At 61.6% G+C, this 14,569-nt stretch carries 14 protein-coding genes and 1 tRNA gene; 6 read left to right on the top strand and 9 right to left on the bottom strand.

The genetic code is table 11. From position 1 onward, the window contains the following. Positions 1 to 167: 167 nt before the first annotated feature. Positions 168 to 560 carry a PRC-barrel domain-containing protein gene (locus ACQY1J_RS18710; RefSeq protein ID WP_062453961.1) on the top strand — a complete coding sequence of 131 codons (393 nt, stop codon included), beginning with the start codon at positions 168 to 170 and terminating at the stop codon, positions 558 to 560. A 64-nt stretch (positions 561 to 624) separates the two neighbouring features. Here ACQY1J_RS18710 and ACQY1J_RS18705 read toward each other — a convergent pair whose 3' ends face one another. Both ACQY1J_RS18705 and ACQY1J_RS18700 read right to left on the bottom strand, forming a co-directional pair. Further along, entirely contained in the window at positions 625 to 1,470 is an 846-nt protein-coding gene (locus ACQY1J_RS18705; protein ID WP_430250543.1) for a GNAT family N-acetyltransferase, read from the bottom strand. 29 nt (positions 1,471 to 1,499) lie between these two features. Beyond that, complete coding sequence (locus ACQY1J_RS18700; RefSeq protein ID WP_430251998.1) at positions 1,500 to 2,450, bottom strand: D-2-hydroxyacid dehydrogenase; 951 nt, start codon at positions 2,448 to 2,450, stop codon at positions 1,500 to 1,502. An 85-nt stretch (positions 2,451 to 2,535) separates the two neighbouring features. Between ACQY1J_RS18700 and ACQY1J_RS18695 the strand changes: the two genes are divergently transcribed. Beyond that, a complete protein-coding gene (locus tag ACQY1J_RS18695) occupies positions 2,536 to 3,648 on the top strand; it encodes an NAD(P)/FAD-dependent oxidoreductase (protein WP_430250542.1) in 1,113 nt (370 codons plus the stop codon). 115 nt (positions 3,649 to 3,763) lie between these two features. Then, complete coding sequence (locus ACQY1J_RS18690) at positions 3,764 to 4,018, top strand: DUF6074 family protein (protein ID WP_062453958.1); 255 nt, start codon at positions 3,764 to 3,766, stop codon at positions 4,016 to 4,018. 172 nt (positions 4,019 to 4,190) lie between these two features. Here the strand turns inward: ACQY1J_RS18690 and ACQY1J_RS18685 are convergent, their stop codons facing one another. The 5 genes from ACQY1J_RS18685 to ACQY1J_RS18665 all read right to left on the bottom strand — a co-directional run bounded on the left by ACQY1J_RS18685 (position 4,191) and on the right by ACQY1J_RS18665 (position 9,604). Then, positions 4,191 to 5,108 (bottom strand): SMP-30/gluconolactonase/LRE family protein, encoded by a 918-nt coding sequence (locus ACQY1J_RS18685; protein WP_430250541.1) that lies wholly within the window; start codon positions 5,106 to 5,108, stop codon positions 4,191 to 4,193. Between the two features lie 40 nt (positions 5,109 to 5,148). Continuing rightward, positions 5,149 to 6,096: an ABC transporter permease gene (locus ACQY1J_RS18680; protein WP_113109430.1), complete on the bottom strand. Its 948-nt coding sequence runs from the start codon at positions 6,094 to 6,096 to the stop codon at positions 5,149 to 5,151. Beyond that, positions 6,093 to 7,034, bottom strand: a complete 942-nt coding sequence (locus tag ACQY1J_RS18675; protein WP_062578936.1) for an ABC transporter permease — start codon at positions 7,032 to 7,034, stop codon at positions 6,093 to 6,095. Before ACQY1J_RS18675 ends, ACQY1J_RS18680 begins: the two co-directional genes overlap by 4 nt. Further along, positions 7,031 to 8,509, bottom strand: a complete 1,479-nt coding sequence (locus ACQY1J_RS18670; protein ID WP_113167384.1) for a sugar ABC transporter ATP-binding protein — start codon at positions 8,507 to 8,509, stop codon at positions 7,031 to 7,033. The genes ACQY1J_RS18675 and ACQY1J_RS18670 overlap by 4 nt, the downstream gene beginning before the upstream one ends. Positions 8,510 to 8,596: 87 nt before the next feature. After that, a complete protein-coding gene (locus tag ACQY1J_RS18665; RefSeq protein WP_430250540.1) occupies positions 8,597 to 9,604 on the bottom strand; it encodes a substrate-binding domain-containing protein in 1,008 nt (335 codons plus the stop codon). Between the two features lie 239 nt (positions 9,605 to 9,843). On the opposite strand from ACQY1J_RS18665, the gene ACQY1J_RS18660 reads away from it, so the two are divergent. Together ACQY1J_RS18660 and ACQY1J_RS18655 are read left to right on the top strand one after the other, a co-directional pair. Then, positions 9,844 to 11,076 carry a GAF domain-containing sensor histidine kinase gene (locus tag ACQY1J_RS18660; RefSeq protein WP_430250539.1) on the top strand — a complete coding sequence of 411 codons (1,233 nt, stop codon included), beginning with the start codon at positions 9,844 to 9,846 and terminating at the stop codon, positions 11,074 to 11,076. Positions 11,077 to 11,078: 2 nt separating this feature from the next. Then, on the top strand, positions 11,079 to 11,804 hold the full coding sequence (locus ACQY1J_RS18655; RefSeq protein WP_062580135.1) for a response regulator transcription factor: 726 nt from the start codon (positions 11,079 to 11,081) through the stop codon (positions 11,802 to 11,804). Between the two features lie 32 nt (positions 11,805 to 11,836). On the opposite strand, the gene ACQY1J_RS18650 is transcribed toward ACQY1J_RS18655, so the two are convergent. Then, positions 11,837 to 11,912 (bottom strand) — tRNA-Thr (locus ACQY1J_RS18650). 116 nt (positions 11,913 to 12,028) lie between these two features. Continuing rightward, positions 12,029 to 12,985 carry an NAD(P)H-dependent flavin oxidoreductase gene (locus ACQY1J_RS18645; RefSeq protein ID WP_209903032.1) on the bottom strand — a complete coding sequence of 319 codons (957 nt, stop codon included), beginning with the start codon at positions 12,983 to 12,985 and terminating at the stop codon, positions 12,029 to 12,031. A gap of 295 nt (positions 12,986 to 13,280) precedes the next feature. On the opposite strand from ACQY1J_RS18645, the gene ACQY1J_RS18640 reads away from it, so the two are divergent. Beyond that, a complete protein-coding gene (locus tag ACQY1J_RS18640; RefSeq protein WP_430250538.1) occupies positions 13,281 to 14,552 on the top strand; it encodes a hypothetical protein in 1,272 nt (423 codons plus the stop codon). Positions 14,553 to 14,569: the final 17 nt, after the last annotated feature.

The following is a 14,569-nucleotide window of genomic DNA, read 5'->3' as shown; positions in this document are numbered from 1 at the left end:
AGCCCCAACAGACCAGCGCAACCTATCGTGAATTGCTATCTAACTTTGACGTAAGCGTCAACGTGCCGAGACTTGATACTCGACAAGCTTTTGGCCGCAAAGTGCGGAACCTCCGCGGCCGCAAGCCGTTTTTCAACCATAACGACACGACAAAAAGGAGTTGCGTTATGATGCATCATGAACCGCGTGCGGGGCAGGACCCCTATGTCAAGGATACCGTTTCGCTGATTGCCAGCGACAAGGTCGAAGGCACCGCAGTTTACGGCGCCGATGGCAAGCGGATCGGCTCGATTGCGCGAATTCTGCTGGAGAAAAAGGGTGGCCGCGTTGCCTACGCCGTCCTGAGCTTCGGTGGCTTCCTTGGCATTGGTGACGATTACTATCCGCTGCCGTGGGAAAAGCTTCACTACGACGAGGAGCTGGACGGTTACCGGATCGACCTTACCAAGGACCAGATTTCCGGAGCGCCGCGCTACAAGGATATCGACGACGACAGCTTCTATAGCGCGAAGGACAAGTCGGTTTACGACTACTACGGCGTCCCGCCATACTGGATGTAGTCGCTCAATAAGCTACTTTTGATCGAAAGGCCTCGCCGCGTGCGAGGCCTTTTTGCGTTTCCGCTCAATCCAGCCTCAGCACCATCTCGGACTGCGTCAGCCGGCTGCGTCGCCATCCGATGCGGCGCATGAAGGGATCAAGCAACCCAGCTGCAATATTCTCCGCCGTATATAGCCTGCGACCGGGATAGCGCGCCGCGAGGCTGTCGGCCAAGGCGCGGCCGAGACCCTTGCGCCTTTCCGCCGGATCGACCGCGAAACCATAGATCCGCACGTCATCCTTCGTATCATCAAGCAAAGCGACAGCCTTCGTCCCGATCGAAAAACTTCTCAGCGGTGACCCGGGATGGCGAAAACAGTCCGGATCGGTCTGCCACGTCGGGTTTGCATCCGCAAACCGGGACAGCATCGCGGCCGCTTCCATATATTCGCATTCGGCCGCGGGCGGAACCTCCGGCACCGGTCGTGTCCGGCTGCGGCTGAAGCCGACCTGATTGCGGGACATCTCGAAGCCGAGTGACAGATAAAGGTCACGAGCGCGGATATTGGAATCGATCACTTCGAGGATAAGGACGTCATCGCCCCGTGCCCTTAAAGCGGCAATCGCATCCGTCATGACGCGGGTCCCGAGGCCCTGACCGCGGATCGTCGGGCCGATGCCGAGCGCACTGACGCGCGACCGTTTCCCCCGTCGCGCAATCAGCAGGGTCCCGGCGGGCTTGTCACCGTCGAAAAACACTTCGCTTGCTTCAGGGTCGACATCTTCACGCGCCATGCGCAAAGCGAACGCCTCAGGCGAAATCGTGAATTTCACCACGTAGCCGCGAAAGCCTTCGGTGAAGGCGGCGGCTCCATCCTCCATCGTTGTTTCCGCAAGGCTGCGACGCGTGACGGCTTCCGTTCGCTGCATTGATCAAGACCTCCACCCACCGACACTGTCTACAGAACGTTCAAGGGTGCCCCTTTCTCGAAATTCGCCACGTGGTCGATGACCTGTGCCCAGAGCGATTGCATTGCCTCGTCGCTTGCCCAGGCGACATGCGGCGTGACGATTACGTTCGGCCGGTCGAGAACGGCAATCAGTGGATTGTCCGATGCCGGAGGCTCCTTCGTCAGCACGTCGAAGCCTGCCCCGCCGATCAGCCCTTCATTCAATGCCGTCACCAGATCGGCCTCGTTGACCAGCCCGCCGCGCGCCGTGTTGATAACCAGCGGCTTGCGCTTCATCTGCCGGAATTCCGCGATGCCGATCATGTCGCGGGTCTCGGGCGTCAGCGGCATATGAAACGTGATGATATCGGCGCGCTCGAGCACCTCGTTGAACGCCGTATAGCTCGGCGCAACCTCCGTCGATCCCTTGCGAGCGGCAAACAGCGGGCTCATGCCCAGCGCTTCGCCGATCCGTGCCACCGATTTGCCGAGCGTCCCGCCGCCGAAAATGCCAAGCGTCGAGCCGGCAAGATCCTTGATCGGATGGTTGAAGAAACAGAACTGGTTCGCCCTCTGCCATTCGCCATCGATCACGTCCTGCCGGAAGCCGATGATCGAGCGGCGCAGCGCAAAGATCAGCGCGAATGTATGCTCGGGCACCGTGTTGACCGCATAACCGCGCACGTTGGACACGACGACGCCGCGCTCCTTCGCCGCTGCCAGATCGATCACGTCATAGCCCGTGGCTGCGACCGCGATCATCTTCAGCCGCGATGCCTGCGCGATCGAGGCGCCACGCACCGGCGCCTTGTTGGTGATGACGATATCGGCATCGGCAATCCTGGCTGCGACCTCGTCTTCCGGCGTCTTGCCGTACTCGATCCACTCATGCGCAAACCCCGGCCGGGTGATCGTTACCGAAGGGCCGATCGTGTCGCGATCCAGGAATACGATCTTCAGCACTGGCTTTCCTCCTCTGGCCTCACCGGATTTCTCGTATAACATCCGCCATGCCGCGTGGAAGGCGGAAACTGCGAGAGTGGGCATGGCGGAAATACTGGAGCTCGATTGCGTCGTCATCGGCGGCGGTGTGGTGGGGCTGGCGATCGCGCGTCGCTTGGCGCTCTCCGGCCGCGAGGTGATCGTGCTCGAGGCCGAATCACTGACCGGCAGCATTACCTCCGCCCGCAACAGCGAAGTCATCCATGCCGGACTCTATTACGCGACAGGCAGTCTCAAGGCATCACTTTCAGTCGCCGGCAAACACAGTCTCTACCAATACTGCGAGGAGCGCGGCATTCTCCACCGTCGCTGCGGCAAGCTCGTCGTTGCTTCCAACGAGACAGAGGTCGCCTATCTCGACAAGCTGCTGAAGCAGGCGTGGGCGAATGGCGTCGAAGATTGCCGGCTGATCGACGGTGCGGAACTGGCCGCCATGGAGCCTGATATCCGCGGCTTCAAGGCGCTGCTTTCGCCGTCGACCGGCATCATCGACAGCCACCGGCTGATGGAAGCCTATATCGCCGATATCGAGAGCCATGGCGGCAGCATCGTCCTCAACTCGCCGGTTCTCGGTGGCACCTTGCGGGACGATTCGGTACGCCTGTCGGTCGGTGGAGCCGATCCTGTCGATGTCGACGCAAAGCTGGTCGTCAATGCTGCAGGCCTCGGCGCGTGGGGCATCTCCGCCGGTCTCGAAGGTCTCAACCCCACGACCATCCCCGAACGCCATTATGCCAAGGGATCCTATTTCTCACTGTCCGCACGCGCGCCGGCGCAACGGCTGATCTATCCGGTGCCGGAACCCGGCGGGCTCGGCGTGCATCTGACGCTGGATATGGCCGGTCAGGCACGGTTCGGCCCTGACGTCGAATGGGTGGAGAGGGTCGACTATGACGTCGATCCCGATCGATCGCAGAAGTTCTATTCTGCCATCCGCCGTTACTGGCCGGGCCTTGCCGATGGCACGCTTGTTCCCGCCTATTCCGGCATCCGCCCCAAGGTCGTCGGTCCCAAGGGAGGCGGCGGGGGAGATTTCTTCATTCAGGGACCGAAGCAGACGGGTCACCCGGGGTATGCGGCGCTCTACGGAATAGAGTCGCCAGGGCTGACATCGTCGATGGCAATCGCCGAATATCTAGAAAAACTAATATATTAACGATTTCGCGAGGTTTGGGAACGCACCTCTGCGAGCCTCGTTCAGCTTTTGTGAAGGAGTAAAGCTCATTGTTTCGCTCAGTACGGGCGATTCGCCCGGTATTTACGGAGTTGAAATGACGCTCTTACAGTTCCCGGCCGATCGACGCACTGGTGATGTCAGACGATGTGCTGAAACCCTGAGTGATCTTCATGGCCACGCCGCCAACCAGTTCTGGAGAACGGAAATGGCGGAATTTGCACGGTCCATGCGCCAGCGCGGCGCTGACGACCAGGAAATCTCAAGGCAGGCCGCACTGTTCATGCATGCCGTCCAGATGGAACTGCAGATGATGTTTGCAGAACAGGATGCGGACGTATCGGCTGGCTGATTTTTCGCGGAGCGCGTGACTGGTATCGCGTGACGCGTGAATGACGGGAGGACCGCCTACGGCGGGTAGCCAATCCTCCCGAATGACGCTCCTTGGCGGTGAGCGACGGGTTGTTGAATAATAACCGAAGCTTGCCTCACCATGGATTGCGTTTTGCTAATTTTACACTTGCTCAGCTAACGCCGGCGCCCGTTGTTGCAAGGAAGATCGCATAGAGCGATTTCGTTGCCGTGATGAACAACTGGTTGCGCCGCGGGCCGCCGAAGGTGAGGTTCGCCGCCGTCTGCGGCAGCAGGATTTTTCCCAAAAGCTTGCCGTCCGAACCGAAGCAATGCACCCCGTCTCCGGCGCTCGTCCAGACATTTCCGTCGACATCGACGCGGAACCCGTCCGCCAGACCGTTGTCGATATCGCAAAATACCCGGCTGTTTTTGAGCTGCCTGCCGTCCACGACATCGAAGGCGCGGATATGACGCGGCGCGGACGGGTCATGGCTCGACGATGAGTCGGCCACATAGAGGATCTTTTCGTCCGGCGAGAAGGCGAGCCCGTTGGGCTGGCCGAAATCAGTCACCACCGCGTCGATCTCGCCGGTTTCCGGATCCAGCCGATAGACGTTGCGGGTCGCCTGTTCAGGCTCTGCCCGAAAACCCTCGTAATCGGATTTGATGCCATAGGTGGGGTCGGTGAACCAGACGCTTCCATCCGAGCGCACCACCACGTCATTGGGCGAATTCAGCCGCTTGCCCTCGTAGCTGTCGGCAAGCACGGTGATCGAGCCGTCGATCTCCGTGCGTGTCACGCGGCGGCCACCGTGCTCGCACGAGACAAGCCGCCCCTGCCGGTCGCGGGTATTGCCGTTGGTGAAATTGGAAGGCGTGCGAAACACCGAAACGCCGCCATCTTTGACCCAGCGCAGCATCCGCTGGTTGGGAATGTCGCTCCAGATCAGGCATTGCAGATCGGAAAACCACACAGGCCCCTCCGCCCAGCGGCAGTCCGAATAGAGTTCTTCCAGGCCTGAACTCGGGACGATCAGGTGCCGGAAGCGGTTGTCGTGGATTTCGTAAGGTGAAGATGTCTGCGACATGGCATTGCGTCCGGTTGAATGTGTCTGAAGTATTTAAAATCTATCGGCTCGATTGCCGACCGCCGGCGAGAAGAATGACGGCGATGATGATCGTGCCGGTGAGGATGAGGCGCACACCGGCGCCGAAGCCATAGGTGTTGAGCATCGACACCACCAGGAACATGAACAGCGAGGCGCCCCAGATGCCCGGTATGTTCGAATTTCCACCCGCCACCGCCGTGCCGCCGATGACAACGACAGCAATGGACATCAGCAGGTATTCCGAGCCCATGTTGAGTGCTGCACCGCCGGAAAAGCTCGCCAGCAGATAACCGCAGACGGAAGCGAGAACCGCGCACAGCATATAGGTGACAAGCCGCGTGCCATCGACGGGAATACCGGTCATGCGGGCCGCAAACGTGCTCTGGCCGATCGCCGAGATCCAGCGCCCGTAGATCGACTTTTCCAGAAGCACCCATGCGACGGCAGAGAGGATCAATGCCACCAGCGCCACATTGGGAATGCCGAGCAGGCCGGATGTGGCAAATTCCGCCAGCGTTTCCGGCGGCTTGATGCGCAGGCCGCGATTGCTCCAGATCGCCACCGACTGGACGATGAAACTCATCGACAGCGTCGCGATGATCGGCGGAATGCGCAAGAGCTTGATCAGGATGTAATTGCCCAGCCCGACGACGAGACCGATGCCAACAGAGGCGAGCAGTCCAACGACGATCATGCCGTCCTGTACGTCCATCAGCTTCAGGGCAAGCGTGCCTGATAGCGTCATCGTCGCCGGCACGGACAGATCGATATTGCCCGGCCCAAGCGTAATCACGAACATCTGGCCGATGCCGACGATGACGGAAAAGGCGGCAAAGGTCAGCGCTGCCTGCGACAGGCCGAACGAGCTTGCCCCGCCGGTAAAGAGAACGGTGATGATCCAGACGACGGCAGTCGCTGCAAACGACCAGATCCACGGCTTGGCGACGAGAAGACGTTGCATGGTCATTGGCTCTTCTCCCGCTTTTCGAGACGGTTGAGGGCAAGGCGAAGGGCAAGCACGACGATCAGGATCGCCCCTTGCGCGCCGATCTGCCAGTCCGGCGAAATCCGCATGAAGGACAGGAAAGACCCGGCAAGCGTCAGCGTCAGCGCCCCGATGACGGCCCCGATCGGCGACACCTTGCCGCCGACGAACTCGCCGCCACCAAGGATGACGCCCGCGATCGACAACAGCGTGTAGCGCAGCGCGATATTGGCATCGGCAGAGGTGGTAAGCCCCACCAGCGCGATGCCGGCAAGCACGGCAAACAGCCCGGCCAGCGCGTAGGTTCCGGCACGGATGCCGATCACGGACCAGCCGGCCCGTTCGACCGAACGGTCGTTGCCGCCGACGCCGCGCATCAGAACCCCGAACGACGAGCGCATCACGATATAATGGGTGACGGCGGCGATGAGGATGCTGGCAACGATCGCCATCGGCACGAGCGGCGGCTTGGCGGTCATGATCCATCGCGCAAAACCCGGTGCCGTACCGCCAGGCGAGGGGAGGATCAGCACCGCAAGCCCGCCCCAGACAAAACTCATCCCGAGCGTAACGACGATCGACGGCAGTTCGCGCAGATGGATGACGACGCCGATGACGGCATAGGTCGCGATCGCTCCGAGCAGGATCAGGATGCCGAGTGCCGGCGAGGTCTGCAAAAGCGTTGCGGCGACACAGGCGCAGAAGCTCACAAACGTGCCCATCGACAGGTCGAGGTCGTTGACGGACATGATCAGCATCTGGGCGATGGTCGCAAGCGCGATCGGCACCGCCAGATTGAACAGCAGGTTGAGGCCGTTATAGCTCATGGCGCGCGGCTGCATATAGAAGACGGCCGCCAGCAGCAGCACCAGCGATGCGGCGGGAATGATCAGGCGAATGGTGCCGGACGAGATCTTCATGCCGCTTCTCCCTGCGAAAACGAGGCAGAAAGCACGCTCTTCTCGCTGATCTCCTCTCCGACAAGTTCGGCGACGATCGCGCCCTCGCGAAACACATAGACCCGGTCGCAGAGCCGGATTTCGTCCATCTCGGTCGAGTACCAGATGAATGTCCGGCCGTTGGCGGCCTCCGAGCGCAGAATTTCATAAACTTCCTGCTTGGTGCCGATATCGACGCCGCGCATCGGATCGTCCATCAGCACGATATCTGCGGTGGTCGCGAGTGCCCGCGCAAACAGAACCTTCTGCTGGTTGCCGCCGGAAAGCGACAGGATGCGGTTGCCCATGTCGGGCGTGCGAATCTCGATCCGCTTCTTCCAGCCTTCGCCGAGCGCAGTCTCGCGGTCGCCATCGATCATCCGCTTCGATGACAGCTGGTCGAGCGAAGCGATCGACAGGTTCTTGAGAATGCTCCAGAGCGGAAACGTGCCGTTCAGGCTGCGGTCACCGGCGACGAAGGCGATGTCGCGCTTTTTCGTCGGAAACCAGTTGCTGTTGCGCGCCAGATAGAGATCGAGCAGCGCCTGCGTCTGGCCATGGCCGCCGAGACCGGCAAGCCCGATCATCTCGCCGCGATAGGCTTCGAAGGGCAAAGCATTTCCCTGTCCATGCCCGCGCCCACGCCGCGCCGGCATCGAAAGCACCGGAGCGCCCGACTTCGCAACCGCGGGGCGGGAAAGCTCCTGTTCGCGCACCACATTGCCCATCGCCTCGACAAGGCTGCGGTTATTGAATTTTGAAGCGGCGCGATCTGCCACCACGCGGCCATCCTTCATCACGACGATGCGGTCGGAGGTGGTGAGGATTTCGCCGAGAATATGCGAGATCAGCAGCACCGACCCGCCGGCGGCAACGAACTTGCGGATATAGGCCATCAGCTGTGCGGCAAGTCCGGCATCGAGCGATGACGTCGGCTCATCCAGAATGACCAGCTTCGGCGGCGCCGAGATGCCGGCAAAGCTGATGGCGATCTCCACCATCTGCCGTTCGGCGATCGAGAGGTCGTCGACCGTGCTGTCGCAATCGATGGCATGGCCGGGAAAGATGTCCTGCAGCTGGGTTTCGACCAGCGCAAGCGCCCGGCCGCGCCAGTTCCATCCTTTCAGCTCCGCATGCATGATGCGGGCGTTTTCACCGACCGTCAGGTTTGGGCAGAGCGACAGTTCCTGGAATACGCAGCGCACGCCGTTGGCACGCGCAGCCGAAATGCCCCGCACATCGTTGCCGCTGTAGCGGAGCGAGCCTTCATGGGGAGATAAGCCGCCATTGATGACATTGACGATGGTGGATTTGCCGGCACCGTTATGGCCGACCAGCCCGACGCATTCGCCCGCGTGGATCACGAGGTCGGCGCCATCAAGCGCCTTCACGGCTCCGAAAGTCACACGGACGCCGCGCGCGGCCACAACCTCTTGTCGGTTCAAGGTTTCGCTCATGCAGATCGCAGTCTGTTTTTTGAATGGGAAATCATGCCGGGTCGCGAGAGGTCGAAGCCCTCGCGGCCCGGCACGCGGGAGGCGACGCTACTTGGCGTCGATCACCTTTTGGGCGTCTGCCAGCGAATATTCGACATTCGCCACGCCACCCTTCTGGGTGGTCTTCAGGCTTTCTTCGAGGCCCGCCTGGTCGATGCTGAGGAACGGCACGACGAGGTCTTTCTTGACCTCCTTGCCGTCGAGGATCTGCTGGGCCACCCAGAAGGCAAGCGTCGAGACGCCAGGCGCGATCGAGACCGACATGGTCTCGTAACCGTCCTTGTCCTTCTGCTGCTTCCACCAAACGAGTTCGTCTTCGCGGTTACCCATCACGATCGTCGGCGTCGGGCGCTTGGCGGCGGCAAATGCCTGTGCCGCACCATACCCGTCGCCGCCCTGTGTCACCACGCCAACTACGTCCGGCAGGCTCGGCAGGATGCCGGCAACCGCACGCTGGGCCACGTCCTGCGCCCAGTCGCCGTTGACAGAGCCGACCACCTTGAACTGGGTGTGCTTGGCAACGCCTGCCTGGATGCCGGCATGGATCTGGTCGTCCACGGAAACGCCGGCAAGGCCGCGGATTTCGAGAAGATTGCCGCCCTTCGGCAGCTTCTTCGCGAGATAGTCGACCTGGCTCTCACCCATCTTCTTGAAGTCGACCGCGATGCGCCATGCGCAGGGTTCAGTCACGATACCGTCGAAGGACACGACGGTGATGCCGGCGTCGCAGGCTTCCTTGACGGCGCCGTTGAGTGCGGTCGGAGACGCGGCATTGATGACGATCGCATCATAACCCTGCAGGATCATGTTCTGGATCTGGGCGGCCTGTTCGGTCGCCTGGTTTTCGGCCGTGGTAAACGGATCAGCAGCTGCGACCACGCCATTGGAAACGGCTTCCTTGGTGATTTTGTCCCAGCTCGTCAGCATCGCCTGTCGCCAGGAATTGCCGGCATAATTGTTGGAAAGCGCGATCTTCTTGGATGAGGTATCGGCAAGCGCCGGACCACACAGGCACGCGACGGCAACGGATGCCGCAAGCATCGTTCTGATATTCATGATTTCCTCCCAAAAGCTCCCTCTATATCCCCGGGCCGCTCCTCAACGGGTGTCCGGAGATAATGATTGCCCTGAGCCCCTTTTGCTCAGTAAATCGAGAATGGAGGAGTTTTCTAATGTTGTACAGGCGCATCCAAGCACGCTTTCTGCGGGCTTTCGCGCAAAGTCTGCGGGTTCCCGCAGGACGTGACTGAAAAGCTGGCGCTTAATGTCGCCAGGGCCTGGGAGGAGGCCTGATCATGCTCAATCCGGCGCGCAACTCGCTGTTCGACCGCTATCTCGGCATTTCGAGATTGCTCGCCGGCCATCTCGATTTCGATGCGATCATCAAGGCCGTGGGCGAGGAGATCAGCCATATCATCCCGCACGACCATCTCGATGTCTGCATCAAGATGCTGGATGGCAAATACCATATCGCCTATGAGAGCGGCCTCGATACCGCCTGGAGCAAGGAGCCGCCCGCACTTCTGACCGGCAGCCCGATCCGCACGCTGCTGGCCGGCGAGGTTGACTATCTTCTCTCGGGCAATGCCCTGACAGATCCGCGCTTTCATTTCGACGGCGCCTTTGCGAGCCCCATCATCGAGCTTTCGCTCAAAAGCCGTCTCCATGTTCCGCTGAAAGCCCAGGGCGACGTGATCGGCGCGCTCAGCTGTTCCAGCCGGCAGTATGACTGCTACACGATGGAAGATGTCGAGAACGCACGCGCGGTGGCCGACCTGCTCGCCCCCTATTTCTTCGCGCTGCGGGCCGCCGAACAGGCCAAGCGCTCGGCCGTGATCCAGACCGAAGCCAGCGCCCGCGAGGAGGGCTTGCGGCTGGGCGCCCTGAAGCTCACCGAGGCCCTGGAGGCAGAGCGCCAGCGGATCGGCATGGATTTGCACGACCAGACGCTTGCCGACCTGACCCGGCTGACCCGCCGCATGGAGAAGCTGACCGGGGTTGCGAGCGTGCCGGGCGATGCGCTGGAGCCGCTCTGCCGCGCCATGCAGCAATGCATGCACGATCTTCGCGAGATCATCGAGGAAGCCAAGCCCACCGTGCTGCAACTGTTTGGCGTCGCCGAAGCGATCGAGAACCATCTGGAGCGGTCGGTGCGCGAAAGCGGCCAGACGATCGCCTGGGAGATGACCGACGAGACCTGCGGCACGCTTCGCGATCTTGATCCGACAGTCGCGATCGCCCTGTTCCGGATCGTCCAGGAGGCGGTCAACAATGCCATCCGCCACGGCCAGGCGGACCGGATAGAGGTGGCACTGACCCAGGCGGGCAGGGCTCTTTCGATCGAGGTCAAGGACGACGGCTCCGGCATCGGCGCGCCTGAAAACCGCGCCGGCCACGGCATCGACAACATGAAAACCCGCGCGCGGCTGATCTCCGCAAGGTTCGAGATCACCAGCGCGAAAGATCGCGGCACGCTCGTGCGGCTGACCCTCCCGATACAGCCGAAAAACGGGGCAGAGATAGGATGATGATGGATGTCCTGATCATCGAGGACGACGCGCTTCACCGCTCCTATCTCCATGAGGCGGTGCGCGCGGCCCTTCCCGAGTGCCGCAGCGTTGTGGAGGCCGAAAACGGCCTCATCGGCGAAGCGCAGGCGCGCTCCTCGCGCATCGAGCATGTGGTGATGGACCTGCAGATGAGCGAGCGCAACGGCATCGAAGCGGCGCGCACTATCTGGCGCGAGCGGCCCGATACGAAAATCCTGTTCTGGTCGAACTATTCCGACGAGGCCTATGTGCGCGGCGTCTCACGCATCGTGCCTGAGGGCGCGACATACGGCTACGTGCTCAAATCCGCATCCGAAGACCGCTTGAAGCTGGCGCTCCGCAGTGTCTTCATGGAATCCCAATGCGTGATCGACCGCGAAGTGCGCGGCATCCAGCAGAAAAGCCTCGGTAATTCGCTCGGCCTCAGCGACGTCGAATACGAAATCCTCATCGACGTCGCGCTCGGCCTCACCGACAAGGCGATCGCCCACCGCAAGCACCTGTCGCTCCGCAGCGTCCAGAACCGTCTGCAGCAGCTCTACGAAAAACTCGATGTCTACGAATCATGCGGCCGCAACCACGAAGGCAGCGAAGGCTGGTTCAACCTCCGCATGCGCGCCGTCGCCGTAGCACTCCAACGCAAGGTCCTCAACACCAGCGCGCTCGAACGCGCCGAACGCGATTTGCAGGCATCGGGGCGGATGTGAGGGGGTGGTGAGATGAGAGGTATTGGGAAAAATGGTGCCGCTTAGAGGACTCGAACCTCTGACCCCATCATTACGAATGATGTGCTCTACCACCTGAGCTAAAGCGGCCTACGCAGCGCAAGGTGTTGCCTGCTGCGAGTGAAGGCGCTGATACAGGCAATGGGGCGCGATTTCAAGCCGGTTTTCGATTGGCGTGAAATTTTATCGCTGCGGTCCGTGGGCTGTCAAAGCGCCAGCCTTGTGCGGGCCTCGCCATATTCGCGCTCCAGGCGGCCGACCAGATCTGCGACTGAGGTCACCGATTTGACGGCGCCGACGCCCTGGCCGGCGCCCCAGATGTCCTTCCAGGCCTTCGGGCCGCTCACCGCCGCGTCGAAATCCATCTTGGTCGGATCGGCGCTTGGAAGCGCATCCGGATCCAGCCCCATCGCCGTCACTGAGCCCTTCAGGTAGTTGCCGTGGATGCCGGTGAAATAGTTCGAATAGACGATATCGGCAGCCGACGAATCGACGATCATCTGCTTGTAGCCGTCGACGGCGCGCGCCTCGTGCGTGGCGATGAAGGGTGAGCCGATATAGGCCATGTCGGCCCCCATCGCCTGCGCCGCCAAGATGCCGCCGCCGGTGGCGATCGAGCCGGCCAGCAGGAGCGGCCCGTCGAACCACTCGCGGATCTCCTGGACAAGCGCGAAGGGCGACAGCGTCCCCGCATGCCCGCCGGCGCCGGTTGCGACAGCAATCAGCCCATCGGCACCCTTGCGGATCGCGGACTTCGCATGCCGGTTGTTGATGACGTCATGCAGCACGATGCCGCCATAGGAATGGACGGCTGCATTCACTTCCGGCACTGCGCCGAGCGAGGAGATGACGATCGGCACCTTGTATTTCACGCACATCGTCAGATCGTGTTCCAGCCGCCTGTTGGACGTATGAACGATCTGGTTGACGGCGAACGGTGCGGCCGGCCTGTCGGGATTGGCTGCATTATAGGTGGCAAGATCCTCGGTCATCATGGCAAGCCATTCGTCCAGCTGGCTTTCCGGTCGAGCATTGAGGGCAGGGAAGGCGCCGATCACGCCGGCCTTGCACTGCGCCAAGGTCAGTGCCGGATGCGAGATGATGAACAGCGGCGACGCCACGACGGGAATTCGCAGTCCTTGTCTCAGCACGTCCGGAAGCATCGGCAATCTCCTTTTGATTTACTTTTACGCACACGTAAGATGGGTTTTAGCAGATGCATTCGGCTCGGGAAAGATGGCGCCGTCTGGCGAAGGTATGCGTGCCATGCGCACTGGCGGCTCGATAAGCGTCCGTTTCCGCGGCATTCTCACGCCTAACCATATCTTCTCCCCAATCTTGGCGAAGGAAGGCCATTGACCACCGGCTTGCAGTTCGGCGACGGAGAGGTTACCGAAAATTAACGCCGTCTTTTCAGCAAGGCCGGCAGTCGGGTATGCACAACCGGAAGGATCCGCAGTGAGCGGTTTGGAAACAGCCATCAGGAATGCCCTTGATCGTTCCGATCGGACCGATGGCGACACGCGGGCACGGATTTATCAGTCGGCGCGACAGGCGCTGGAAGCAGGTCTGCAGCGCCAGGGCGTGACCGACAAGCTGATTGTCATGCAGCAGCAAAAGCGGCTGGAAGAAAAGATCCGCGAGATCGAGACGGAGGAAGTGGACCGGCTGGCCGGTCCCGCTATCGAGCCTGACGAGATCACTCACCCTGTCATCGACCCGGTTGTCGCACCTGCCGCCACGGCCAGAGCCGCAGCTCCAGATGTCGCAGCCCCGATCGTTGCGGATGAAAGGGTAGCCGCCCCCGATCCGGATACCGGTCTCGGCGGCGCAACACGCGCACCATCCCCGGCAAATGACCAGAGGCAGCCCAACGATGTCCAGTCGGCCGGGGATCTCGGAAGTCTCGGCGCCGCGCGACCGGATTTCCGTCCGGCCTCATCCGAAGTGCCGCAGATGGACGGACTGACCTCGGTCGAGCCGGACCGCGTGCAACGTGGCCAACCGCCTGTTGCCAAGCCCGAGCGCGGCAGGAAGCGGCGCGGATCTCTCGACGCCGAGACGAACCCTGCAGCCAAGCCGCGCAAGAGCCGTCGTCAGCGGCTGATCTCCTGGCTGCTGAAATGGATCATCTCGCTTGCAGTCGTCGGCGTCGCCTGCTGGTATTTTTATAATTCGGGTCTGGTCCAGTCGGTGATGGACGAGGCCCTGCAGGCCGCCAACCGGGCGTCGCAATCGCAGGCGGGTCCCAATGCGCGCTTCGATCCTCGCGGCGGCTTTTCCGATGAATGGGTGCAGGTCTTCGAACCGAAGCAGATCGAAACGCTGCAGGTCGGTCGCGAGGCAACGGCAGAGGCGGCAACCGGTTCGGAAGGTCCAGCCGTTCGGCTCCTGTCGACCACCCCGCAAACCGGCGGTGATATCGCCGTCACGGTTCCGGCGGATGTATTGCAGCGCCTGGCAGGCGGGCCGGCCACCATCGCAGTCACCGTCCAGGCTGGCGGCAACCAAGGTGTCCAGATGTCGATACGCTGCGATTTCGGCAGCCTTGGGGGCTGCGCAAGACATCGGTTCACGGCAACCCAGGAGCGACTGGAAGCCCTGTTCAAGGTCAGCTTCGACCGGGCGATCGCGCCAAACGCGCCGGGTCGCATCCTGATCAATACCGGCCTCGACGGTGCCGACAGACCGGTCCTGCTCTACTCCGTCCGCATTTTGCCCGCAGGCTGAACCCTGAACGCCGGACG

Source organism: Neorhizobium sp. DAR64860/K0K1, assembly GCF_050500205.1.
GTDB lineage: Bacteria > Pseudomonadota > Alphaproteobacteria > Rhizobiales > Rhizobiaceae > Neorhizobium > Neorhizobium soli.
Note: the sequence above shows the minus strand (reverse complement) of the source record. Positions and strands in the feature narration are given on the sequence as shown.

Bases quoted from the DNA above. Each gene is read 5' to 3' on its own strand.
- ACQY1J_RS18690 (WP_062453958.1), top strand. From the start codon at position 3,764: ATGACGCTCTTACAGTTCCCGGCCGATCGACGCACTGGTGATGTCAGA.
- ACQY1J_RS18655 (WP_062580135.1), top strand. From the start codon at position 11,079: ATGGATGTCCTGATCATCGAGGACGACGCGCTTCACCGCTCCTATCTC.
- ACQY1J_RS18685 (WP_430250541.1), bottom strand. From the start codon at position 5,108: ATGTCGCAGACATCTTCACCTTACGAAATCCACGACAACCGCTTCCGG.
- ACQY1J_RS18705 (WP_430250543.1), bottom strand. From the start codon at position 1,470: ATGCAGCGAACGGAAGCCGTCACGCGTCGCAGCCTTGCGGAAACAACG.
- ACQY1J_RS18675 (WP_062578936.1), bottom strand. From the start codon at position 7,034: ATGAAGATCTCGTCCGGCACCATTCGCCTGATCATTCCCGCCGCATCG.
- ACQY1J_RS18695 (WP_430250542.1), top strand. From the start codon at position 2,536: ATGGCGGAAATACTGGAGCTCGATTGCGTCGTCATCGGCGGCGGTGTG.
- ACQY1J_RS18665 (WP_430250540.1), bottom strand. From the start codon at position 9,604: ATGAATATCAGAACGATGCTTGCGGCATCCGTTGCCGTCGCGTGCCTG.
- ACQY1J_RS18710 (WP_062453961.1), top strand. From the start codon at position 168: ATGATGCATCATGAACCGCGTGCGGGGCAGGACCCCTATGTCAAGGAT.
- ACQY1J_RS18660 (WP_430250539.1), top strand. From the start codon at position 9,844: ATGCTCAATCCGGCGCGCAACTCGCTGTTCGACCGCTATCTCGGCATT.
- ACQY1J_RS18645 (WP_209903032.1), bottom strand. From the start codon at position 12,985: ATGCTTCCGGACGTGCTGAGACAAGGACTGCGAATTCCCGTCGTGGCG.
- ACQY1J_RS18680 (WP_113109430.1), bottom strand. From the start codon at position 6,096: ATGACCATGCAACGTCTTCTCGTCGCCAAGCCGTGGATCTGGTCGTTT.
- ACQY1J_RS18670 (WP_113167384.1), bottom strand. From the start codon at position 8,509: ATGAGCGAAACCTTGAACCGACAAGAGGTTGTGGCCGCGCGCGGCGTC.